A 23,499-nucleotide genomic window follows, 5' to 3' on the forward strand; every position below is an offset into this window, starting at 1 on the left:
GTGCCGGGACTCAGCGGACCGATCGATACCGGTCGAGTGCGACGGCGGCGAGTGCCACGATCCCCGGGTCGGTGACGTCCCAGCCGGGCTCTCCTCCCCCGGGACCTGTGGACGACGGATCCCCCGACGGCCGACGCGCGGACAGGTGCACGGCATCCACGCCCGCGGCGAGCAGGGCCGGGATGTCGTCGGGCCGCACACCACCGCCGGCCATGACCTGCAGGCGCCCGTCGGCCGCGGCGACCATGCGTGCGAGAGTCGCAGCACCGTCCACGCTCCGCGCGGCGCCGCCGCTCGTGAGCACCCGACGCACGCCGCACTCGACCAGGTCGTCGATCAGCGCGCTCGGTTCCGGCACGGTGTCGATCGCGCGGTGGAACACGACGTCGGCGTCGCCCGCAGCGCTCCGCCAGACATCGAGGGCACGGCGATCAACCGTGCCGTCTGCGGTCAGCGCGCCGACCACGACCGAGCCGACGCCCCGCCGCACCGCGTCGGCGACGTCGGCCGCGACGACGGCGACCTCGTCCTCGTCGTAGACGAATCCTCCGGGACGCGGTCTGATGAGCACTGCGACAGCGGCAGGATGCTCTGCCACGGCGCATACCGCGTCGACCGTCGCACCGGACGGGGTGAGTCCACCCGTGGCGGACAGCGCCTGACAGAGCTCGACCCGATCCGCGCCGGCGCGGAGCGCGAGGAGCACACCCGCGGCATCCTGCACGGCGATCTCGAGCGCTGTCCGGTCTGTCACGGCGTCACGGTGAGGGTCGCGACAGCCGCAGAGCCGAGTGCATCCGGAATGCGCACGGTGACAGTGCCGTCAACGGTGCGCATCGCCTCTGCGTCAGACCCGTCGGACCAGCGGGCCCGCCCGTGCTCCAGTTCAGCGGGCAGGGTGATCCGGCCGAGGCTCGGATCCAGCGCATGCACGTGCACGTCACCGCCCGACTGCGTGTAGCGACGGGGTTCGCCGTGCGCCTCGCCGTGGCGCAGCCACGGGCGAGTGCCGTAGATCGTCGTGCCGTGCGCGTGGAGCCAGGCGCCCAGTTCCCGCATCGTGTTCCGCTGCAACTCGGGGATCCGCCCGGAGGCGTCCGGGCCGACGTTGATCAGCAGATTGCCGTTCTTGGAGACGACATCGACGAGCATCCGGATCAGGTCGGGGCCGGACAGGGTCTGCGAGGCATCCTCGGCGCTGTTGTAGCCGAACGAGTACCCGAGCCCGCGCGTCGACTCCCACGGGTGCGCCTGCGACTCGTCCACGTTCGTGTACTCCCTGGTGAGGAAGCCGTGGTACGGCACTCCCCAGCGGTCGTTCACCACACCGTCCGGCACCGCGTCGAAGTAGCGGGCGAGCAGCGCGGCGACGCCGAACTCCTCGGCGCCCTTGCCGCCGTCCGGCCAGTCGATGTCGTTCCAGAGGAGGTCGGGCGAGAAGCGCTCGACGAGCTCCTCGAGCTGCGCGGCCGAGTAGCGGGCGAAATGGGCATCGTTGCGACGGTGCCGGAACAGGTCCGTGTCCGACTCGATCGGGGGGAAGTCGCTGACATGCCAGTCCAGCGCACCCGAGTAGTAGACGCCGAACCGTGCGCCCGCTCGGCGGGTCGCGTCGTGGAACTCCGAGATCAGGTCACGTCGAGGGCCGCGCGCGGCGGCGTTGAACCGGGTCGTCGCCGTGTCCCAGAGGCAGAACCCCTCGTGGTGCTTCGTCGTCGGCACCACATACCGGGCGCCCGCATCCACCAGCTCGCCGACGAATGCGTCGGCATCGAACGCGTCGGCCGTCCATCGGTCTGCGAGGTCCTCGTAGGAGGTTCCGGGGCCGTACAGGCGCTGATGCCGCTCCCAGGTGGGGCTCCCGGCGATGCGCACCGTGTTGCCGTACCACTCCGCGTACTGATGCCAGGCGTAGGCGTCCTCGGTGGGGATGTGAACGCCCTTCCCGTGCTGCACAGCCCAGGCCGGCACCGAGTACAGGCCCCAGTGCACGAAGAACCCGAGCTTGGCATCGCGGTACCACTCTGGCACCCCGTTGCCCGGGTATTCAGGGGTCGCCGTACCCAGATCAGGCCCGGTGCGAGTCTCGAAGTTCATCATGAGAGGCTCTCCTCCTCGCCGCGTCGCACGACGACGGCGGTCAGCTCTGGCGTGCCCGAGGAATCGAACGGGTACACGCCGGGTCGCAGTCGACGGTGTCCGAGACGCAGCAGGTCCTGATCGACGCCGCCAGGGGTGAGTGCCAGCGTCCAGTCGGCTGCGAGGTCGTAGAGCTCGGGTTCGAGGTAGCCGATCTTGACGACGACGATGTCCGCGGTCGTCGGCTCCAGTCCCAGCATCCGGAAGTCCTGCAGGTGGTGGAACGGCTTTCGGCGTTCGGTGATGACGGCATGCAATCCGCCGACCGCGAGGACGACCTGGGTGCCGGCATCCGGGTCTCCGTGGGTGATCGAGAACACGGTCCCCGAGATCCGGACGGGACCGTGCGGACCGTCGTCGACTCCCGCTCCCGCCGAGACGGTGACGGATGCCCCGACGCCGGCGGCGACCGCTGCGGCGACCGCCGCCGGGTCGAAGATCGAGGCGACGAGCGTCGTGCGCTCGGATCCGGTCAGCTCTGCGCGCTCGAGCAGATGCGCGAGGGTCCAGGTGACGTCCCCGGCACCGCCCGCGGTGGGATTGTCTCCGGAGTCCGAGATCAGGTACGGATGCCGCGCATCAGGAGCCAGCGCACGCTCGACCGCCTCATCGAGCGACCCCGTCCGGGCGACGAAGACGAACTCCTCGCGCGCCTCCCAGAACCTCCGAGCGACGCGCTCCGCCTCGCGGGCGATGAGCTCGCGGTCATCGCCCGTGACCACGACGTACGCCTGGCAGCGCGGCTCGTCCGCCCATGCGTATCCGATCCACACCGAGGCATCGACGACGCCGGGAAGCGCCTCGATCCTCGGCAGCTCGGCGTAGATCCCTCGAGCGGGCTCGAGGCGGGTGCTGGTCTTCTCGCCCGGAAGCAGCACGGGCACCCCGACCCACGCGGTGTAGGGACGCCGGCGCAGGACATCACCTCCGTGCTCGCCGCGCAGACGGGCGAGCAGGTTCCACACCGCCCGCTCCTTCGTGTTCAGCCAGTCCTCGTGCGGCGCCATCCGATAGCAGGTGAGCAGGTCGACGGCGTCCCGCAGCGTCTCGGAGACGTTGCCGTGCAGATCCATCGACGTGGACACCAGCGTGTCCGGCCCCAGCGCCTCGCGCACCGCGACGGCGAGGTCTCCTTCGGCATCCTCCATCCCGACCACGCTCATCGCGCCGTGGATGTCGAAGAAGAAGCCGTCGAACGGACCGTGGAGGCGGATGCCGTCGACGATCGCCTGCTTCATACGGCGATAGGTCTCGGGGTCCACCGCACCGCCGGGAAGCGAGCGGCCATGCGTGAGCGGGACCCAGTCCGCGGCCTCTGCGAGCTCTCGCCCGTCGTCGAGGAATGGATAGTATGCGCGCAGTTCCGCTCCGCTGCGGATCGTGAACGCCTCGTCGCCGGAGATGTGCGGCGAGAAGGTGCTCGACTCGATCGAGATGCCCCCGATGCCGATGCGGGGTCTCTGCACACCGCCATCCGCGACCGGAGGCAGTGCCCCCATCCAGATCTCGCTGGCCTCGGGGACTGCGGTCACTTCGTGCTCCTCTGTCATGGTGTCGGTCCTCACCGGTACGCCCCCACCGGCTCGAGAGAACGGCGCACCGCCTCGATCGCGCCGAGGGCGACGGCGTCGGCGCCCTGCGTCGCCGGTGTGATGAGCAGGGGGAGCCCAGATACCGGGGCATCGGTCACGAGGGTCCGCATGATCGCCGGTTCCAGGAGGTCCCAGGCGTGCGCCACTCCCCCGCCGACGATCGCCCGCGGCAGGTCCAGCAGCGTCGCGGCGCTGGCGCACGCGAGAGCAAGCGCTCGGCCCGCGGCGTCGAAGACCGCGACGGCATCCGCATCGCCGCCCCGTGCCAGCAGCGCGATCTCGCGCGCCCCGAGTCCTGCGGTGCCGGTGCGGGCCTCGTAGCGGAGGCCGATCGAGGTTCCGGATGCGAGCGTCTCGAGATGCCCGCGCTGACCGCACGTACACACCAGCTCGCTGTACCCCGGGGTGTGGCCGATCTCCCCCGCCGCCCCGTTCGGACCGTGCCTCAGTGCACCGCCGATCATGACGGCGCCCCCGACCCCGGTGCCGAGCATGACGCCGAGCACGTCCTGCTCGACACTCTCGGTGCCGGCGACCTCGCCGAGCAGGAAGGCGTTGACGTCATTCTCGACGCTGACCGGCACGCCCAGTCGGGCATGCAGCTCGTCGCCGAGCGGGAAGCCCGCCCAGTCGACGAAGGTGGCGGAAGCGGCTCTCACCGTGCCCGTCTCGTGGTCGATCACGCCGGCCGCCCCGACGCCGACCGCGACGAACGGCACTCCGGCGCGAAGGGCGAGGTCCCGTGCGAGGTCGGCGGCGGCATCCGCCATCGCCCACCCGCCGACGCCGGCAGGAGCCGGGACGCTTCCGCGGACGAGCCCGTCCGCCGCGTCTACGACGAGTCCCGATATCTTGGTCCCGCCGATGTCGATGCCGACGATGCCGTCCGCGGGCAGGGTCGCCCTCTGCTGTGTCTCCCCCATCGTCAACGTCCGCCGAGTCCAGCCATCGCGATGCCCTTGACCAGGTGCTTCTGCAGGATGATCACGAGCAGCGTGGTGGGGATCATCGAGATGATCGCCGCCGCCATCTGCAGGTCCCAGCGCGTGCCGGTCAGTCCGGCGAAGCTGGCGAGTCCCACCGGGAGCGTGCCGTGCGCGTCGTAGTCGACGGTGACGATGAGCGGCCACAGATAGCTGTTCCAGAACGTCAGGAACGTGAACACGGCGAGCACGGCCACAGCCGATTTCGACAGCGGGAGGATGATCTGCAGGAACGAGCGGATGGGACCGGCCCCGTCGACGCGGGCGGCCTCTTCGAGCTCGTACGGGATGCCGCGGAAGAACTGCCGCATCAGGAACGTCCCGAACGCACCGAAGGCGAAAGGCAGCACGAGAGCCTGGTACGTGTCGACCCAGTTGAACCACTGCATGACCTGGAACATCGGGATCACGAGGACCTCTGCGGGGACCATCAGCGTCGCGAGGAAGAGGATGAAGACGGCGTCGCGGCCCTTCCAGCGCAGGCGGCCGAAGGCGTAGCCGGCAGTCGTGGACACGACCAGCACGACGAGGGTGCCGAGGATCGCGACGAGGAACGAGTTGGCGATGTACGTGACGAAGGGCCCGTAGGAGAACACGTCGACGAAGTTGCTCCAGCGGAGCTCCGAGCCGATGAGCGTCGGCGGCATCGAGAACATCTCGGTGTTGGGCTTCAGCGCCGAGAAGAACGCGTAGATGATCGGCGAGACGAACACGAGGGCTGCGAGGTAGATGCAGACGTGTGCGATGACGAGCCGGACGCGGGCGGCCGGAGTGGTCGCCGCACCGCGCGCACGTCGCAGCTCACGCGGGGTGCGCAGCGCCGACGTCGGGGTGGTGAGGGTCTCAGTGCTCATAGTGCACCCACTTCTTCTGTGCGGCGAACTGCAGTCCGGTGATGGCGATGATGATCGCGAAGAGGATCCAGGCCGCGGCGGCGGCGAGCCCGAGGTCGCCGAAGGTGAAGCCCTGCTCCCAGATGAACATGACGAGCGGCTTCGTGGAGTTGCCGGGGCCGCCGCCGGTCAGCAGCTGCGGCTGCACGAACACCTGCAGCGAGGTGATCATCGTCATGATCGTCGCGAAGAAGATCGACGGCGAGATCATCGGGATGATGATGCTCCACACGCGACGGAGTCCCTGTGCGCCGTCGATGCTCGCGGCCTCCAGCACGCTCTCCGGGAGCTGCTCGAGGGCGGCGGAGAAGATCAGCATGTTGTAGCCGAGCCCCTGCCAGACGCTCATCGCGACGACCATGACCATGGCCCACGATGGATCGGCGAGGAAGTTCGGGAGCTGGATGCCGAACCACGTCTCGGAGAGCCCGTTGAAGAGCCCCTGCGGCTGCAGCATCATCTTCCACACGAGCACGTTCGCGACCATCGGCGTCACGACCGGGATGAAGAACAGCACCCGGAGCGCACCGCGACCGCGGATACGCGGCCCGAGGCCGAGGGCGAGCACGAGCGAGAGAGCGACGCTCAGCGGCACGTAGAGCAGGGTGTACAGCGCCGAGTTGCGCAGCGCCGGCCAGAAGTCCGGGCTGCTGGTGAACAGCTTGACGTAGTTGTCCACGCCGTTGAAGCTGCGCTCGCCGAAGGTCGGCCAGTCGAAGACGCTCATCACGATCGAGAGCCCGACGGGCACGATCGTGAACAGGGCGAGCCCCACCAGGGCTGGGCTTGCAAATCCCAGCGCCTGGCGGGCCTCGACCTTGGCGAGCGATCCGCGACGTCTCGTCGTGATCGTCATCTCAGTTTCTTTCCTTGATTACTGCTGCAGAGACCGCGGACGGCTCATTCGCCGAACTGCGACTGGGCGTTCGACAGGAGCTCTTCCATCGTCATCTGGCCGTTGTAGACGCTGACGAGGTTCGGCTGGATGTAGCTGTCGAGCTTCTGCCAGTTCTTCGTCATGTACAGCGGCACGGTGTCGCCGAAGGCGGCCTCGAAGACGGACTGCACCTGGTCGCGGTACTCCTCGTCGATCGACTCGAAGTAGAGCGGCTGCGACGAGACGCGGGCCGGGTACGAGCGTCCGGACGAAGCGATGTAGTCCTGAGCGTCCTCGCCGAGGAGCGACCCCATCACCTTGAGAGCGGCTTCCGGGTTCTCGCAGTTCGCCGAGATGCCGTAGCCGGAGCCCAGGATCGGGCCGGGGTTGCCATCGACGCCTGCGGGCAGCGGAGCCATCCCGGCTGCGAAGCCGGACTCGTTCTTCAGGTAGGTGACGGCGTTCCAGGTGCCGTCGACGGCCATGGCGGCGTTGCCGCCGGAGTACTGGTTCTCGCCCCAGCCCGTGTCCGAGGCGGATGCCACGGGGGCTGCGACCTTCTTCTCGTCGACCAGACCCGCGTACCAGGACGCTGCATCGACGAACGCCTCGTCATCGATGTGCAGCGTGCCGTCCTCGGAGGCCGGCTGCGTCGCCGAGTAGGCGATGGGCATCGACATCCACTGATAGCCGCCCATGCCCATCGCGAATCCGTACTTGCCGTCCTTCGTGGCGTCGGCGGCGATCGCGTCGAAGTCGTCGAACGTCCAGCCGATCTCCGGGGTCGCGGCCCCGGCGGAGGTCAGCATGTCCTGGTTGTAGTAGACGAGCATGGTGGCGACGTCGAACGGAACGCCGTAGACCTTGCCCTCGAAGCTCAGGATGCCGTCGGCGCTCGGGTTGAACTCCGACCAGTCGATCCCGGCGGTCTCGAGGTCCTTCTCACTCAGCTCGCGGAAGCCCTGCGTGTAGCCGCCGAGCTGGGCGCCGCTCATGCCGGTGACGCACGCCATGTTGCCGCTGGCCATGTTCGTGGTGAGCTTGGTGAAGAAGTCGCTCCACGGCGACGTCTGCAGCTTGATCTTGATGTCGGGGTTCTGCTCCTGGGCGAACGCGACCTGCGCCTCCAGCGCGTCGACGTCGGACTCGCTGCCGGCCCACATGTCGACGACGATCGTGTCGCCGTCGGCCGAACCGCCGGCGTCTCCACTTGCACAGCCGGTCATCGCCACAGCGACGCCGGCGACAGCGACGGCTGCCCCCACACGCAACTTCTTCATTGAATGCCTCCTCGGGAAGGATCAGGTTAGTTCGAGAATCGAAGGAACCTAGTAGGATTTCGTATGAAGCGAGGCTGTCACACTTCGTAGCGCCCCGCAAGCCGAACATCCGATGTTTATCGGAGCTTGATAATTCGTCATCTGTCGGAAACGCACGATCGCCCCGCTACGCTGACCTTGCTTCGATCACGAAGGAGCCTCATGCCCGACACCTCGCCCCTCGCCGTCGAGGACCTGCACTCCCGGCGCATCCTCGATCTCGTCGCGCGCGGCGAAGCCCGCTCCCGCAGCGAGCTCGCCGGACTCCTCGGCGTGGCCGCCTCGACGGTCGGACTCCGGGTGCAGGCGCTGCTGGATGCCGGAGTGCTGCAGGAAGCCGGCGACGGCACCTCACGCGGCGGACGGCGCCCGCGCGTCCTGCAGATCGCGGGCGACGGCATCGTGCTGTCGCTCGATCTCGGCGGTCGACACGCACGGATCGGGCGGCACTCGCTCAGCGGTGCACTGCAGGGCACCGAGTCGATCGCGATCGATCTCACCGAGGGCCCTGAGGCGACGCTGGACCGCGTCGCGGTGGTCTTCGACCGCCTCGGCATCGACGCACGCATCCACGCGATCGGCGTCAGCCTTCCCGGCCCGGTCGACATCGCGACCGGCTCCGTGGATCAGCCCTCGCGGATGCCCGGGTGGCCGGGATTCCGGGTCGGGGAGCACCTCGCTGCCCGCTTCGGTGCGCCGGTCGCCGTCGACAACGACGCCAACCTCGCGGCCCTCGGCGAACATCGTGCGCAGTTCGGACACACTCAGCACAGCATCACCGTGAAGGCGGGCACCGCCATCGGCAGCGGTGTGGTCGTCGACGGGCGGATCCATCGCGGCGCCACGAGCGCCGCCGGCGACATCACGCACACCCGGATCGACGGCAGCGGAGACATCCCCTGCTCGTGCGGGAACACCGGATGCCTCGAGACCGTCGCGAGCGGCGCGAGTCTGGTCAGGCAGATGCGCGAGCGCGGCAACGACGCGGTGCGCACCACCTCCGATGTGCTGACGCTGGCCAGGGACGCCGATCCCCTCGCGACCAGCCTGGTGCGCACCGCGGGCACGCACCTCGGTCAGGCGCTGTCCGGGGTGGTCAACTTCTTCAACCCGCACGCCGTGTTCCTCACCGGGAGCATGAGCGCGTCCGAGCCGTTCATCGCCGCCGTGCGCAGCCGCGTGTATGAGGCCTGCCACCCGCTGGCGACCCAGCGACTGCGCATCGAAGCGGCGATCACCGGGGCGGACGCGATCCTGCACGGCGCGGCCAGACTCGCCCTCGAGGAGCGCGAGGTGACGCCGGCCTGAGCCGCCACCCCGGCCCGTCGCTGCCTGTTCCGGCCTCAGCTCGTTCGGGCTCAGTCGTCGGCGAGCGTCAACTCGATCACCGGGATCAGCACCTCGGGGCGGCGCACAGGCAGGTGCACCGTGAGCGTCCCCTCCGCCTCCCCCGCCGGGGTCATCAGCTCTGCTTCCTGCTCCGGGTCGGAGCGGCTCGTCCGCAGCCAGGACCCGTCGTTCAGCAGACGCGCGTACACGACTCTGTCGGCGAGGTCGGGAAGGTGCACGAAACCCATGGGCCAGGAGAAGAGGCTGAGGTACAGGCGGTTCCCCCGGCGCGTGTACACCCCCTCGCGGGGCGGAGCGAACTCGGCGTGACCGGCGCCGAGCACCGCATCGCGGTGCAGCCGCATCCATTCGGCGATCTCCCCCAGCGTCGCGGCGTCGCGAGGCGCGATCGCTCCGCGGCCGTCCGGACCGATGTTCAGGAGCATGTTGCCGTCCATCGAGACCGAGTCGACGAGCATCTGCGTGAGCAGCGTCGCGGACTTCTGGTCCATGTTGTCGCGGTGGTATCCCCACGAGCCGTTGAGCGTCTGACAGGCTTCCCACGTCAACGCCACACCGTCGCGGACGAGCGGCGCGGTGGGCTGGTACTGCTCGGGTGTCACGAAGTCCGCAGGGATGCCCAGGCGATCGTTGACCAGCATGTCGGGCTGGAGCTCACGGCACAGCGCGAGCAGCCCCGCGGCATCCCAGTCCTCCGGTCCCTTGCCCGCCCAGCCGTCCTTCTCCTGCGGGTAGGTGAAGTCGAAGAACAGGTAGTCGATCTCCCCGAACTGCGTGAGCAGCTCGCGGACCTGGGCGTGCAGGTAGTCGCGGTAGACCGACATGTCCCGCCCGACGTTCAGCTCGTGCGCGTCGGCGTCATCGCGACGGGGATGATTCCAGTCGACCGTGAAGTGCGGGTGATGCCAGTCGATCAGCGAGTGGTACAGGCCGACCTTGAGACCCTCCGCTCGGAGGGCGTCGACGTACTCGCGCACGAGATCCCGCCCGGTGGCTGCGACGGAGGTGAAGTCGGTCTGCGCAGAGTCCCAGAGGCAGAAGCCGTCATGGTGCTTCGTCGTGAGCACGACATAGCCCATACCGGTCTCCTTCGCGGTGCGCGCGAGCGCCGCGGCGTCGAAGAGATCCGGGTCGAAGTGCTCGAAGTACTGCCGGTAGTCGGCATCCGTCAGCCGCTCGTAGTTCTGCACCCACTCATGGCGCGCTGCCGCGCTGTAGAGGCCGAAATGCACGAACATCCCGAAACGGGCGAGGGTGAACCAGTCCTGTCGCATGCCTCCATCCTGGCACAGACATCGGATGTCTACCCACGATTCGCCGCCTGACGAAAGAACGGGCATCCCCGAAGGGATGCCCGTTCTTTCGATGATCAGGTCGTGTAGGTCAGCGCGCAGCGCTGCCGTCCACCCAGGCCCGAAGGGCCGGCGGCCGCGGCAGCGGCCCGACCAGCACAGCCCTTCCGAGGGTTACGTGTGCGTCAGCGCGCAGCGCTGCCGTCCACGTAATCCTCATCCTGCTGCTTCCATGCGAAGAGCGAGCGCAGCTCCTTGCCGGTGGCCTCGATCGGGTGCGTCTCCTCCTTGGCGCGCAGCGCCAGGAACTCCTCGGCACCGTTGTCCTGGTCGTCGATGAAGCGCTTGGCGAAGGCGCCGTTCTGGATGTCGGCGAGGATCGCCTTCATCGACTCCTTGACCTCGGGCGTCACGACGCGGGGGCCGGAGACGTAGTCGCCGTACTCGGCCGTGTCGGAGACCGACCAGCGCTGCTTGGCGATGCCGCCCTCCCACATGAGGTCGACGATGAGCTTCAGTTCGTGCAGCACCTCGAAGTACGCGATCTGCGGCTGGTAGCCCGCCTCCGTCAGCGTCTCGAAGCCGGCCTGCACGAGGTGGCTGACGCCACCGCACAGCACGGCCTGCTCGCCGAACAGGTCGGTCTCGGTCTCTTCGGTGAAGGTCGTCTTGATGACGCCCGCACGCGTTCCGCCGATGGCCTTCGCGTACGACAGCGCGGTCGCCCACGCGTTGCCCGATGCGTCGCGCTCGACGGCGATGATGTCCGGGATGCCGCGGCCGGCGACGAACTCACGACGGACGGTGTGACCAGGCGCCTTCGGAGCGACGAGGATCACGTCGACACCCTCGGGCGCGTCGATGTAGCCGAACCGGATGTTGAAGCCGTGCGCGAAGGCGAGCGTCTTGCCCTCGGTGAGGTTCGGGGCGATGGACTCGCTGTAGATGGTGCGCTGGTGCTGGTCCGGCGCCAGGATCATGATGAGGTCGGCCCACTGGGTGGCGTCGGCGACGGTCTTGACCGCGAAACCGGCCTCTTCCGCCTTCGGTGCCGACTTCGAGCCCTCCTTGAGGGCGATGGCGACCTCGACGCCCGAGTCGCGAAGGTTCTGCGCGTGCGCGTGCCCCTGCGAGCCGTAGCCGACGATCGCGACCTTCTTGCCCTGGATGATCGACAGATCGGCGTCTGCGTCGTAGAAGATCTCGGTGCTCACTGGTTACTCTCCTTGATTGGTGTTCGTGTACGTGTGTGACGTCTGGTCAGCCGCGCAGGACGCGCTCGGTGATGCTCTTGCCGCCGCGGCCGATGGCGAGGAGGCCCGACTGCGCGATCTCCTTGATGCCGAACGGCTCGAGGGCGCGGAGCATGGCGTCGACCTTGCCCCGATCGCCGGTGACCTCGATCACCAGCGCGTCCGAGGCGTAGTCCACGACCGAGGCCCGGAACAGGTTGGCGACCTCGATCACGTTCGAGCGGGTCGCATTGTCGGTGCGGACCTTGACGAGCATGTGCTCGCGCTGCACGGAGGTCGGGAAATCGAGTTCGACGATCTTGATGACGTTGATCAGCTTGTTGAGCTGCTTGGTCACCTGTTCCAGGGGCAGATCTTCGAGGTCGACGACCACGGTGATGCGCGAGATGCCAGGCACCTCTGTGACGCCCACCGCAAGCGAGTCGATGTTGAAGCCGCGACGGGCGAAGAGCCCGGCGACGCGAGTCAGCAGACCAGGGGTGTTCTCCACCAGGAGGCTCAGCACGTGAGTCGACATGGTCAGTCCTCCTCGTCGAATGCGGGCGCGTGCTCGCGGGCGTACTGGACGTAGCTGTTGCTCACGCCCTGGGGGACCATCGGCCACACCATGGAGTCGGCGCTCACGACGAAGTCGATCACCACGGGACGGTCGTTGGTCTCGAGGGCGAGCTTGATCGCGGCATCCACCTCCTCCTCCTTCTCCACACGGATCGCGAGGCAGCCGTACGCCTCCGCGAGCTTCACGAAGTCGGGGATCCGGACGGTGCCGTGGCCGGTGTTGAGGTCGGTGTTCGAGTGGCGGCCGTCGTAGAACAGCGTCTGCCACTGGCGCACCATACCCAGCGAGGAGTTGTTGATGATCGCGACCTTGATCGGGATGTTGTTGATCGTGCAGGTGGCGAGCTCCTGATTGGTCATCTGGAAGCAGCCGTCACCGTCGATCGCCCACACCACGCGGTCGGGCTCTGCGACCTTCGCGCCCATGGCCGCCGGGACCGAGTAGCCCATCGTGCCCGCTCCCCCGGAGTTCAGCCAGGCGTTGGGACGCTCGTACTTGATGAACTGCGCGGCCCACATCTGGTGCTGTCCGACACCGGCGGCGTAGATGCCCTCCGGCCCGGTCAGCTCGCCGATCCGCTGGATCACGTACTGGGGCGCGAGCAGGCCGTCCGTGGTCGGCGCGTAGCCCAGCGGGAACTCGTTGCGGAGCCCGTCGAGGTACGACCACCATTCCTCGGTGTCCGACGGCTTCGTGCTCACGGCCGTGCGGAACGCGGACTCGAGGTCGACCAGCACGTCGCGCACGTCGCCGACGATCGGCACATCCGCCGTGCGGATCTTGGAGATCTCGGCCGGGTCGATGTCGACGTGCACGACCTTGGCATTCGGCGCGAACAGCGCGGCCTTGCCGGTCACGCGGTCGTCGAAGCGCGCACCGAGGGAGACGATCAGGTCGGCCTCCTGCAGCGCGAGGACCGCGGGGACGGTTCCGTGCATGCCCGGCATGCCGAGGTGCTGCTGGTGAGAGTCCGGGAACGCGCCCCGCGCCATCAGCGTGGTGACGACAGGGGCGTTGGTGGTCTCGGCCAGGGTCAGCAGCTCGGCGGACGCCCGACCACGGATGACTCCGCCGCCGACGTACAGGACCGGCTTCTTCGCCTCGGCGAGGAGGGCGGCTGCGGCCTGGATCTGCTTGCCGTGGGCCTTGGTGACAGGCCGGTAGCCGGGCAGGTCGAACTTCGCCGGCCAGATGAACGGCGCCATGGCTTGCTGCGCATCCTTGGTGATGTCCACGAGGACCGGACCGGGACGGCCTGTCGACGCGATCTCGTAGGCGGCAGCCAGCGCTCCGGGGATCTCGGAGGCATCCTTCACGAGGAACGAATGCTTCGTCACCGGCATCGTGATGCCCACGATGTCGGCCTCCTGGAACGCGTCGGTGCCCATCAGGGTCGAGAAGACCTGACCGGTGATGGCCAGCAGCGGCACGGAGTCCATGTAGGCGTCCGCGATCGCGGTGACCAGGTTGGTCGCACCGGGGCCGGAGGTCGCGATGCACACGCCGACCTTGCCGGACGACGACGCGTAGCCCTCGGCCGCGTGGCCGGCGCCCTGCTCGTGACGCACGAGGATGTGCCGGAGCTCCGAGGCGTCCATGAGCGGGTCGTAGACGGGCAGGATCGCGCCGCCGGGAAGACCGAAGACGTCCTTGACGCCGAGAAGCTCGAGCGTGCGGACCACGGCCTCTGCTCCGGAGATCTCCGGTGCGGCGGACTTGGGTGCGGGCGGCCTCGGCACAGCCGAGACGGTGTCAGCAGTCATGACACTCCTTCTGATGGTCTGTTGGCGACGTCGGAGGCTGTGGGCCGGAGCCGACGGGGATCAGCCGGTCGTCGCGCCTTCGGCGGCTGACCGCACGAGACGCGAGTACTTGGCAAGAACGCCACGGGTATAGCGCGGGGGTAGCGGCTCCCAGCCAGAGCGGCGGGAGGCGAGCTCCGCCTCGTCGACGAGTAGGTCGAGAGAGCGAGCTGCGATATCGACCCGTATCAGATCACCATCGCGCACGAAGGCGATAGGACCTGCGTCCACCGCTTCGGGTGCTATGTGGCCGATGCACAGGCCGGTTGTGCCGCCTGAGAATCGTCCGTCAGTCAAGAGTAGTACATCTTTTCCGAGCCCCGCGCCCTTGATGGCCGCGGTGATGGCGAGCATCTCGCGCATACCCGGTCCGCCCTTCGGACCCTCGTAGCGGATGACGATGACGGTGCCAGGCTCGATCTCGCCTTCGGCGACGGCATCCATGGCCGCGCGCTCCCGCTCGAACACGCGCGCAGGACCCTCGAACACGGCGGCGTCGAATCCGGCCGTCTTGACCACTGCGCCTTCGGGGGCGAGCGAGCCGTGCAGGATCGTGAGACCGCCGGTCGCGTGGATCGGGTTGTCGAACGTGTGGATGACCTCGCCGTCGATCGGCTGCGGGTCGAGCTCGGCGAGGTTCTCGGCGAGCGTCTTGCCGGTCACGGTGAGCGCATCGCCGTGCAGCAGGCCCTCGTCGAGCATGGCCTTCATGATCACCGGGATGCCGCCGTGGCGGTCGACGTCATTCATGACGTACTTGCCGAAGGGCTTCATGTCCGCGACGTGCGGCACCTTGTCGCCGATGCGGTTGAAGTCGTGCAGACTCAGCTCCACCTCGGCCTCGCGGGCGATGGCGAGGAGGTGCAGCACGACGTTGGTCGAGCCGCCGAGGGCCATCGCGAGCGCGATCGCGTTCTCGAACGCCTCCTTGGTGAGGATGTCGCGGGTCGTGATGCCCTGACGGAGCAGGTTGACGACCGCTTCACCCGAACGGTGCGCGAAGTAGTCGCGGCGACGGTCGGCTGCGGGCGGCGCGGCGGAGCCGGGAAGGCTGAGGCCGAGTGCCTCGGCGACGGATGCCATCGTGTTCGCGGTGTACATGCCACCGCAGGCGCCTTCACCCGGAGCGATCGCGCACTCGATGCGCTTGAGATCCTCTTCGCTCATGAGGCCGGCGCGGCAGGCGCCGACGGCCTCGAACGAGTCGATGATCGTGACGTCCTTCTCGGTACCGTCCGACAGCTTGACCCACCCGGGAGCGATCGATCCCGCGTACAGGAAGACGCTCGAGAGGTCGAGACGGGCGCTGGCCATGAGCATGCCCGGGATCGACTTGTCACAGCCTGCGAGCAGGACGGAGCCGTCCAGACGCTCGGCCATCATCACGGTCTCGACAGAGTCGGCGATGACCTCGCGCGACACGAGCGAGAAGTGCATCCCCTCGTGCCCCATCGAGATGCCGTCCGAGACGGAGATCGTGCCGAACTGCAGCGGGTAGCCGCCACCGGAGTGCACGCCCTCCTTCGCGCCCTGCGCCAGCCGATCCAGGCTCAGGTTGCAGGGCGTGATCTCGTTCCAGCTCGAGGCGATGCCGATCTGCGGCTTGTCCCAGTCGGCGTCTCCCATGCCGACGGCACGGAGCATGCCTCGGGAGGTCGTCGCCTCGATGCCGTCGGTGACGACGCGGCTGCGGGGCTTGATGTCGATGGGCGCGCTGGTGGAGGGATCATGCGAGGACATGACGGAAGTCTATTCCCGCAGAGAGGCGCGCTCGTCCGCGAGCGTCTCCAGAAGCAGGGCGATCTGTTGTGGACTCTCCACACGAAGCGCCGCCGCGCTCTCCCCCGGACCGACCCTGACGCCCAGATCGTCGCCGCTGAGCACGCGCATCGCGTCTTCATCCGTGACGTCGTCGCCCGCGAAGAGGATCGCAGTCGCGTCGAAGTGCTCGCGGAGGGCGGTCATCGCCGCGTCCTTGCCCTCGGCCCGCGAGGAGAACTCCAGCACGCGGTGGCCGGCGCGGCGACGCCAGTGCGGGAAGCGCTCGGCCACCAGCGCGTCGATCTCGGCGAACACGGCCTTCTCGACCTCTGGTGTGGCGGTGCGGGTGTGCACACCCATTCCGAAGGTCTTGGGCTCCAGCTCGGCACCCTCGTACCGATCGATGATCGGACGCGCGGCCTCCCAGAGCTCTTCGCGGGAACCCTCGGCGGTGCCGGTGGCATCGGGCTCGGCGGCGCCGACCCCCGGGTACCAGTACTGCGCGCCATGCGAGCCGGCCAACGCGATCAGGGCATCGTCCGTGTGCTCGGTGATGACACGCAGATCGTCCATGCTGCGCCCTGACACATACGCCACGACCGTGTCCGGCAGCGCGGCGAGGCGCGCCACCTGCTCGGCCACTTCGGGAAGCGCCCGCGCGGCCATCGGGTCTGGCACGAGCGGCGACGCCGTGCCGTCGAAGTCGAGGGCGACCACGAGCCTCGGGGTGGCGGCGATCGCGCTCAATGCTGCGTCTGCGTCTCCGGGCGTCCAGGTGCGGGTCACGGGGTCTCCAATCGAGGCGGGTTCCCCTCCAGTATGGCCGCCTCCGTCAGCGCCGACGGACGTCGTCGAGAGCGCGCAGGAACGACGAGGACCATGCGTTCACGTCGTTCTCCAGCACCCGGCGGCGCAGCGAGCGCATCCGCTTGCCCTGCTCCGCGGGGGTCATCTCGACCGCGGTCATGATCGCGTCCTTGAGACCGGCGATGTCGTGCGGGTTCACCCGCACGGCCTGCCGGAGCTCGTCGGCAGCTCCCGTGAACTCGCTGAGCACGAGCACTCCGCGGTTGTCGGCGCGCGTCGCCACGTACTCCTTCGCGACGAGGTTCATGCCGTCCCGCAGCGCGGTGACCAGCATCACGTCGGCCGCGAGGTAGAGCGCGACCATCTCCTCGCGCGGATACCCCTGGTGCAGGTAGCGGATCGCGGTGTGCCCCATCGTGTCGTGGTCGCCGTTGATGCGCCCCACCGCGAGCTCGATCTCATCGCGCAGATGGACGTACGCGTCGACCCGCTCACGGCTCGGGCTGGCGACCTGCACGAGGGTGACGTCGTCGACGTTCAGCCGGCCGTCCTCGAGCAGCTCCCCATACGCCTTGATGCGGTGCCGGATGCCCTTGGTGTAGTCGAGCCGGTCGACACCGAGCAGGATCTTCTTGGGGTTGCCCAGGCTGGCCCTGATCTCCGCGGCCCGCGCTCTGACCTCGGGGCGGGCGGCGAGCTCAAGGTACGGAGCGGTGTCGATCGAGATCGGGAACGCTCGCGCCACCGCCGTGCGGGTGGTGCCGTCTGCGGTCGGGACGGTCACCGACGACCCCTTGACCTCGTGCCGGAGGCGGCGTCGGACGGCGGTGAGGAAGTAGGTGGCGTCCTGCGCGCGCTGGAAGCCGATGACGTCAGCGCCGAGGAGGCCCTTGAGCACCTGATCCCGCCAGGGCAGCTGCGCATACAGGCCGTGCGCGGGGAACGGGATGTGGTGGAAGTATCCGATCGTCACGTCGTCACGGAGCTCGCGGATCATCTGCGGGACCAGCTGCAGCTGATAGTCGTGCACCCAGACCGTGCCGTTCGGGGCGACGACCTCGGCTGCGGCCTCGGCGAAGCGGCGGTTGACCTTCACGTAGGCCTCCCACCATTCACGGTGATACTGCGGTGGGGCGATCACGTCGTGGTAGAGCGGCCAGATCGTGTCGTTCGCGAAGCCCTCGTAGTAGTCCGCGACCTCTTCACCGCTCAGAGGCACGGGGATCAGGTCGATCCCGTTGATCTCGAAGCGGTCGAGCTCGATGTCGGGCTGGCCCGCCCAGCCGACCCAGGCGCCGCGGGCGCTGCGCATCATGGGCTCGAGCGCCGCGACGAGGCCACCGGGCGAGGTGCGCCACTCGTCTTCGCCGTCAGGACCCACGACCCGGTCGACGGGGAGTCGGTTGGCGACGACGACGAAATCTGCGAGTGACATGAATGGATGCTCCTGACGCGGCAGTGGGGGTGCTCCTCAGGCTACAGAAGCTCAGACCGAGGCTACGCGAGGTCGTGCAGTACTCAGCCGCCAGTTGACAAGGCCTGCGGCGAACGCTACCGCCGCCGCGATGATCGGGAGGACCAGCGCACTCCCGGTTCCCGCGTTCTCGGCGAGGTCCCCCGCCACCGCCGCTCCGAGGGACTGACCGACCACGATGCCGGAGCCCAGCATCGTCATGACCGTCGCCGAGCGACCGAGCGGGCTGCGCGCCGCGCCGAAACTGTACTGCGTGACCAGAGTCGGACCGATGCCGATACCCATGATCGCGAGGGCGATCATCATCGTCGCCGGGCTGTCGACGAGCAGGAGGAGCAGGCTGCCCCCGAGCAGGATGGCCGAGAACGTCAGCCAGCGGGCCCGCAGCGAGAACCGCACGGGCAGCCAGGCGACACCGAGAGCGAGGATCGCCGAGCCGACGCCCATGACGCCGTAGAGCAATCCCGCCTGCTCGGATGCGCCGCGGTCGGCCATGAACGAGGTGAGCGACGTCAGCATGGTCCCGAAGAACATCCCCACACCGAGGATCCCGACCACGACGACGAGCACACCGGGTGCGAACAGCTCGGACACCGCCGACGGCGCCCGGCCGTCTCCGTCGCGATGCATCGACACCGCACGGGCGCTGGGATGCAGGGCGAAGGCCCCCACGAACACCACCGTCAGTACGGCGGCACCGATCAGCGGCGCCCAGGGCGCGAGCGCGGAGGCCAGGATTCCGACGAGGAAGGGCCCGAAGACGAACACCGTCTCATCCGCGGCCGACTCGTACGCCATGGTGCCCGAGATCGTGCGCGGGCGCACGGATTCCGGCATCCGATCGGTGATCATCGTGACGAGGCGCGAGCGCGACATCGGGGCGACCTGTGGTGCGGTGGCACCGATCCCGACCGCCGAGAGGAGGACGAGGGCGTCAGCCCCGCCGGCGTAGACGACGAGGGTGAAGAGCACCAGCATCGCGCCGTTCGCGATCGCGAGGACGAGCAGCACCATCCGCTGCCCGAACCGATCGGCGGCCGCGCCGAGCAGCGGTCCGAAGCAGGCGGTGCCGAGGCCGACGGCGGCGGACGTGAGCCCGCCCAGTGAGAGCGAGCCGCGTGCGGAGACGACGACGGTGAGGACGCCGACGACCATCATCGCGAAGGGAAGGCGGGCGATGAAGGCGATGAGGAAGTACGGAAGGCCGGCGATCCGGAGCAGTCCTGCGCTCTCGGTGGTCGGCGCGGGGACGTGATCGTGTGGCGTGGAGGGTGCGTGTGACATGGCTCTCGCGCGTCCGCAGACGCGGGGTCGGGTGCCGCCGCTGTCCGCCGGAATGCCGACGGCCGGTAGATACACGGATTGCGGCCGCGGACGAGCCGCGACTCCCTCATGATACCGCGTCCCTCCGAGCACCGCCTGGGTGCCCTCGCGCCCTGACAGAACCCGTACAGGCTTGTCAAGGCAGGGCGCCGCACGAGCTGCTGCCGGTAGCGTGAGGGCATGAACTACCTCTCGGGTACCGGAATCGTCGGCGCGATCATGACCGGGGTCACTCTTCTGCGTGGCTCACGCGACACGAAGCTCACGTGGCGCTCGGCACTCGCCTGGCTCAGCTGGGGCATCACCCTCGCTCTCTCCATCGGCGCGGTGATCGACACCCGCCGAGCCAAGCAGGGCCGTCCCGTCTCCCCTGACTCGCCCGTCTACGCGAAGCAGCAGAAGGAGCACGAGAAGGAAGCCAAGAAGCAGTCCAAGGGCATCAAGCCGCTGAAGCGCTGATCGTTCGCGCGGATCCCGTCCGGCTGTTCGTCAACGCGTGAGGATCAGCGCGTGAGGATCAGCGCGTGAGGATGAGCGCCTCGCCCTGACCGCCGCCGCCGCAGAGTCCGACCGCAGCAGTGCCGCTCCCCCGGCGCGCGAGCTCGTGCGCGGCGTGCACGACGAGTCGTGCTCCGGATGCTCCGATCGGGTGACCGATCGCGATGCCGCCGCCATGGATGTTCATGATGTCGCTCGACAGTCCGAGCTCGACCTGGGAGCGCGCGACGACGGCACCGAAAGCCTCGTTGATCTCCACGAGGTCGAGATCGGCGGGGACGATGCCCTGCTTCTCGCAGGCCCGTTCGATCGCCCGCGCGGGCTGCGCCTGCAGCGAGTTGTCCGGCCCCGCCGTCTGTCCGCTCGCGCCGACGGTGACCAGCACCGGCCAGCCGTGCGCGAGCGCCGTGCCGCGGCTCGTCACCACGACTGCCGAGGCACCGTCGGAGATCTGCGATGAATTCCCCGCCGTGATCGACCCGCCCTCCGCGAAGGCCGCACGCAGACCGCCGAGGGATTCGACGGTGGTGTCGGGCCGGATGCCCTCGTCCGCGCTCACCTCGACGGGCTCGCCCCGTCGCTGCGGCACCAGGACAGGGACGATCTCGGCATCGAAGACGCCGGCGGCCTGCGCGGCCGCGGCCCGCTGGTGAGAGAGTGCGGCGACCTCATCCTGGTCCGCCCTCGACAGGTCGTACCTGGCGTTGTGGCGCTCTGTCGACGCACCCATGCTCTCCCGGTCGTACGCGTCGGTGAGCCCGTCGTAGGCCATGTGATCGAGGACCTCGACGCTGCCGTAGGTCCATCCGTCACGCGACCCCATCAGCAGGTGCGGCGCGCGCGTCATCGACTCCATCCCGGCCGCCACCACGACCTCGGCGTCGCCGGTGCGGATCATCCTCGCGGCGTCGATGATCGCGGTCAGCCCTGACAGGCAGACCTTGTTCACCGAGTGCGCCGGCACGTCCCATCCGATACCCGCGCCGATCGCCGCCTGCCTGGCGGAATTCTGACCGGATCCGGCGGAGAGCACCTGTCCCACGATCACTGCATCGACGACCTCGGGATCCACGGACCCCTGCTCGAGCGCACCGCGGATGGCCAAGGCTCCGAGCTGCGGCGCGGTGAAGCTCGCCAGCTGTCCCTTCAGTCGGCCCTGCGGGGTGCGCGCGGCCGCGACGATGACGATGTCCTGGTCGGTGATCTGGGGGGTGATACTCATCTCGCGGTCCTCGCTTCGGTCGTCCATCAGTTCTTCAATCCGTCGGCGACGATCAGTGGCGGTTCGGTCGCCGCCACGATCTGGTCGATGCTGGCCCCGGGTGCCACCTCGACGAGCACGAGACCGTGCTCTGTCACATCGATCACGGCCAGGTCTGTGATGATCCGGTCCACGACACCTCGGCCGGTGAGGGGCAGCGAGCACTCGTCCACGATCTTCGCCGAGCCGTCCTTGGCCACGTGCTCCATGAGCACGATCACCCGCGCGGCTCCGTGCACCAGATCCATCGCTCCGCCCGGCCCCTTGACCATCTTGCCGGGAATCATCCAGTTCGCGAGGTCGCCCCTCGCCGAGACCTGCATCGCGCCGAGGATCGCGGCGTCGATCTTGCCGCCCCTGATCATGCCGAAGCTCGTCGCGGAGTCGAAGAACGCAGCTCCCGGCAGGACCGTGACCGTCTCCTTGCCGGCGTTGATCAGGTCCGGGTCCACGGCCTCCTCGCGCGGATACGGCCCGACGCCCAGGATGCCGTTCTCGGACTGGAGCACCACAGTCACGCCGGCCGGCACGTGATTCGGAACGAGCGTCGGCAGTCCGATCCCGAGGTTGACGTACGAGCCGTCCTGCAGTTCGGCCGCCGCGCGTGCCGCCATCTGGTCACGGGTGAGCGCCATGTCAGGATCCTTCCGCGGCGACGGTGCGCCGTTCGATGCGCTTGGGTGCGTCGGCGCCGACCTCGACGACCCGGTGCACGAAGACACCGGGCAGGTGGATCCGGTCGGGGTCGAGGTCTCCGGGTTCCACCAGGTGCTCGACCTGGGCGATGCAGATGCGGCCGGCCATCGCGGCGAGCGGATTGAAGTTGCGAGCGGCCTTGTTGAAGACGAGGTTGCCGTACCGGTCGCCCGCGAGAGCATGCACGAGTGCGAAGTCGGTGGTGATGGCCTCCTCCAGCACGTACTCTCGTGCATCATCGCCGAGCCCGAAGGTGCGCACGTCCTTGGCGGGTGAGCCGACGGCCACCGTGCCGTCGGGATGGTATCGCTGCGGCAGACCCCCCTCGGCCACCTGTGTGCCGACACCGGTCTGCGTGTAGAACGCGGCGATGCCGGAGCCGCCGGCCCGGAGCTTCTCGGCAAGCGTCCCCTGCGGCGTCAGTTCCAGTTCGAGTTCGCCGGAGAGGAACTGACGCTCGAACTCCTTGTTCTCCCCGACGTACGACGATGTCATCCTGCGGATCCGACCGGCCGCGAGCAGGATCCCCAGTCCCCAATCGTCCACGCCGCAGTTGTTGCTCACGATGCGGAGGTCGGTCGTCCCCTGCGCGAGCAGCGCCTCGATCAGGGCGATCGGGTTTCCGGAGAGCCCGAATCCCCCGACCGCGAGAGACGCGCCGTCCGAGATGTCGGCGACGGCTTCGGTCGCCGATGCCCACTGCTTGTCGATCACGTGCTCTCCTTCGAACGGTGCTCTCTCCAGCATCCGCCCTGGATGCGGGAGAGCGAAGCATGCGCTTGCGATGTGGACACTCATCCGCGTAGCGTCCACATCATGGAATCCACTCGCCCGTCGGTGCCCGGCGCTCAGGCGATCGCCCGGGCGGCGGCGCTCCTTCGCCTCGTGACCGCCAGCGGCGCGGACGGCGCGGCCCTGCACGACCTCGCCCGTTCGGCCGATCTGTCGCGCTCCACCGCCCATCGACTCCTGTCAGCGCTCCGCGCCGAAGGGCTGGTCGACAGGGACGCCGACACCGCGCGCTGGATGCCGGGACCGGAGCTCTTCCTCATGGGGTCAGTGGCGGCGGCGCGATATGACGTCACGGCGCTCGCGCGCGACATCGTCCGCTCCCTCGCGGTCAAGACGGAGGAGAGCGCCTTCCTCTCTGTGCGTCGAGCCGACGAGACGGTCTGCCTCCTCCGCGAGGAGGGCGCCTTCCCGATCCGCTCCTTCGTGCTCAGCGAGGGCGTCCGGTTCCCGCTGGGAGTGGCGAGTGCCGGCCTCGCGATCCTCGCCTTCCTCCCTGACCACGATGTGGACGCCTATCTCTCGCGGCATCCCGAGCTGGAGTCCACGTGGGGCCGGACGCATGCGAGCGGCCCGCTGCGAGAACGGCTCGCCGAGACGAAGGAGCGCGGGTACGCCGTGAATCCAGGACTGATCGTCGAAGGAAGCTGGGGGTTGGGCGCCGCCGTCTTCGATCGGTCGGGGCGTCCGGAATGGGCGCTGAGCCTCACAGGAGTCGGCTTCCGCTTCGGCCCCGACCGCATCGCCGACCTCGGTCGGATCCTGCTCGCACATGCGCACCAGCTGTCCGCCCGGATAGCGAACGCTCGCCGCTGAGTCCAGGTACATACC

General features: G+C 68.6%; 21 protein-coding genes. 3 read left to right on the forward strand and 18 right to left on the reverse strand.

From position 1 onward, the window contains the following. Positions 1-10 precede the first annotated feature (10 nt). The 7 genes from BLW44_RS11180 to BLW44_RS11210 form a co-directional block, all read right to left on the reverse strand. The gene (locus BLW44_RS11180; protein ID WP_060925796.1) at positions 11-754 is read right to left on the reverse strand and encodes a copper homeostasis protein CutC; all 744 of its coding nucleotides are present in this window, start codon (positions 752-754) and stop codon (positions 11-13) included. After that, complete coding sequence (locus BLW44_RS11185) at positions 751-2,097, reverse strand: alpha-L-fucosidase (RefSeq protein ID WP_245647342.1); 1,347 nt, start codon at positions 2,095-2,097, stop codon at positions 751-753. Before BLW44_RS11185 ends, BLW44_RS11180 begins: the two co-directional genes overlap by 4 nt. Next, the gene (locus BLW44_RS11190; protein WP_305848749.1) at positions 2,097-3,638 is read right to left on the reverse strand and encodes a M81 family metallopeptidase; all 1,542 of its coding nucleotides are present in this window, start codon (positions 3,636-3,638) and stop codon (positions 2,097-2,099) included. The genes BLW44_RS11185 and BLW44_RS11190 overlap by 1 nt, the downstream gene beginning before the upstream one ends. A 62-nt stretch (positions 3,639-3,700) precedes the next feature. After that, the gene (locus BLW44_RS11195) at positions 3,701-4,654 is read right to left on the reverse strand and encodes an ROK family protein (RefSeq protein WP_060925794.1); all 954 of its coding nucleotides are present in this window, start codon (positions 4,652-4,654) and stop codon (positions 3,701-3,703) included. 2 nt (positions 4,655-4,656) lie between these two features. Then, positions 4,657-5,568, reverse strand: a complete 912-nt coding sequence (locus BLW44_RS11200) for a carbohydrate ABC transporter permease (RefSeq protein WP_060925793.1) — start codon at positions 5,566-5,568, stop codon at positions 4,657-4,659. Beyond that, positions 5,558-6,463 (reverse strand): carbohydrate ABC transporter permease, encoded by a 906-nt coding sequence (locus tag BLW44_RS11205; protein ID WP_060925792.1) that lies wholly within the window; start codon positions 6,461-6,463, stop codon positions 5,558-5,560. Before BLW44_RS11205 ends, BLW44_RS11200 begins: the two co-directional genes overlap by 11 nt. A 44-nt stretch (positions 6,464-6,507) precedes the next feature. Beyond that, on the reverse strand, positions 6,508-7,764 hold the full coding sequence (locus tag BLW44_RS11210) for an ABC transporter substrate-binding protein (protein WP_060925791.1): 1,257 nt from the start codon (positions 7,762-7,764) through the stop codon (positions 6,508-6,510). Positions 7,765-7,965: 201 nt separating this feature from the next. Between BLW44_RS11210 and BLW44_RS11215 the strand changes: the two genes are divergently transcribed. Then, positions 7,966-9,111: an ROK family transcriptional regulator gene (locus BLW44_RS11215; RefSeq protein ID WP_060925790.1), complete on the forward strand. Its 1,146-nt coding sequence runs from the start codon at positions 7,966-7,968 to the stop codon at positions 9,109-9,111. Positions 9,112-9,161: 50 nt separating this feature from the next. Here BLW44_RS11215 and BLW44_RS11220 read toward each other — a convergent pair whose 3' ends face one another. The 8 genes from BLW44_RS11220 to BLW44_RS11255 all read right to left on the reverse strand — a co-directional run bounded on the left by BLW44_RS11220 (position 9,162) and on the right by BLW44_RS11255 (position 19,385). Then, positions 9,162-10,427, reverse strand: coding sequence for an alpha-L-fucosidase (locus BLW44_RS11220; protein WP_060925789.1), 1,266 nt, complete (start codon positions 10,425-10,427; stop codon positions 9,162-9,164). A 203-nt stretch (positions 10,428-10,630) separates the two neighbouring features. Beyond that, a complete protein-coding gene (ilvC, locus tag BLW44_RS11225) occupies positions 10,631-11,659 on the reverse strand; it encodes a ketol-acid reductoisomerase (protein WP_060925788.1) in 1,029 nt (342 codons plus the stop codon). Between the two features lie 46 nt (positions 11,660-11,705). Next, positions 11,706-12,215 carry an acetolactate synthase small subunit gene (gene ilvN, locus BLW44_RS11230; RefSeq protein WP_056278631.1) on the reverse strand — a complete coding sequence of 170 codons (510 nt, stop codon included), beginning with the start codon at positions 12,213-12,215 and terminating at the stop codon, positions 11,706-11,708. 2 nt (positions 12,216-12,217) lie between these two features. Then, positions 12,218-14,020 (reverse strand): acetolactate synthase large subunit, encoded by a 1,803-nt coding sequence (locus BLW44_RS17785; protein ID WP_060925787.1) that lies wholly within the window; start codon positions 14,018-14,020, stop codon positions 12,218-12,220. 60 nt (positions 14,021-14,080) lie between these two features. Beyond that, entirely contained in the window at positions 14,081-15,799 is a 1,719-nt protein-coding gene (ilvD, locus tag BLW44_RS17790) for a dihydroxy-acid dehydratase (protein ID WP_060925786.1), read from the reverse strand. 9 nt (positions 15,800-15,808) lie between these two features. Next, positions 15,809-16,606, reverse strand: coding sequence for a trehalose-phosphatase (otsB, locus tag BLW44_RS11245; protein WP_082724450.1), 798 nt, complete (start codon positions 16,604-16,606; stop codon positions 15,809-15,811). 46 nt (positions 16,607-16,652) lie between these two features. After that, complete coding sequence (locus BLW44_RS11250; protein WP_060925785.1) at positions 16,653-18,062, reverse strand: alpha,alpha-trehalose-phosphate synthase (UDP-forming); 1,410 nt, start codon at positions 18,060-18,062, stop codon at positions 16,653-16,655. A 51-nt stretch (positions 18,063-18,113) separates the two neighbouring features. Next, positions 18,114-19,385 carry an MFS transporter gene (locus BLW44_RS11255; protein ID WP_082724449.1) on the reverse strand — a complete coding sequence of 424 codons (1,272 nt, stop codon included), beginning with the start codon at positions 19,383-19,385 and terminating at the stop codon, positions 18,114-18,116. Between the two features lie 219 nt (positions 19,386-19,604). Here BLW44_RS11255 and BLW44_RS11260 point away from each other — a divergent pair, with 219 nt between their 5' ends. Then, positions 19,605-19,883: a hypothetical protein gene (locus BLW44_RS11260; RefSeq protein WP_060925784.1), complete on the forward strand. Its 279-nt coding sequence runs from the start codon at positions 19,605-19,607 to the stop codon at positions 19,881-19,883. 58 nt (positions 19,884-19,941) lie between these two features. Here BLW44_RS11260 and BLW44_RS11265 read toward each other — a convergent pair whose 3' ends face one another. From BLW44_RS11265 to BLW44_RS11275, 3 genes are read right to left on the reverse strand one after another with little or no spacing between them, the layout of a single operon-like run. Further along, on the reverse strand, positions 19,942-21,144 hold the full coding sequence (locus BLW44_RS11265; RefSeq protein WP_060926023.1) for an acetyl-CoA C-acetyltransferase: 1,203 nt from the start codon (positions 21,142-21,144) through the stop codon (positions 19,942-19,944). Between the two features lie 26 nt (positions 21,145-21,170). Further along, the gene (locus BLW44_RS11270) at positions 21,171-21,818 is read right to left on the reverse strand and encodes a 3-oxoacid CoA-transferase subunit B (protein WP_167347447.1); all 648 of its coding nucleotides are present in this window, start codon (positions 21,816-21,818) and stop codon (positions 21,171-21,173) included. 1 nt (position 21,819) lies between these two features. After that, positions 21,820-22,593: a CoA transferase subunit A gene (locus tag BLW44_RS11275; protein ID WP_060925783.1), complete on the reverse strand. Its 774-nt coding sequence runs from the start codon at positions 22,591-22,593 to the stop codon at positions 21,820-21,822. Positions 22,594-22,695: 102 nt separating this feature from the next. Between BLW44_RS11275 and BLW44_RS11280 the strand changes: the two genes are divergently transcribed. Then, positions 22,696-23,484 carry an IclR family transcriptional regulator gene (locus BLW44_RS11280; RefSeq protein WP_060925782.1) on the forward strand — a complete coding sequence of 263 codons (789 nt, stop codon included), beginning with the start codon at positions 22,696-22,698 and terminating at the stop codon, positions 23,482-23,484. The last annotated feature ends 15 nt before the right edge of the window (positions 23,485-23,499 follow it).

It is taken from the genome of Microbacterium hydrocarbonoxydans (assembly GCF_900105205.1).
GTDB classification, from domain to species: domain Bacteria; phylum Actinomycetota; class Actinomycetes; order Actinomycetales; family Microbacteriaceae; genus Microbacterium; species Microbacterium hydrocarbonoxydans.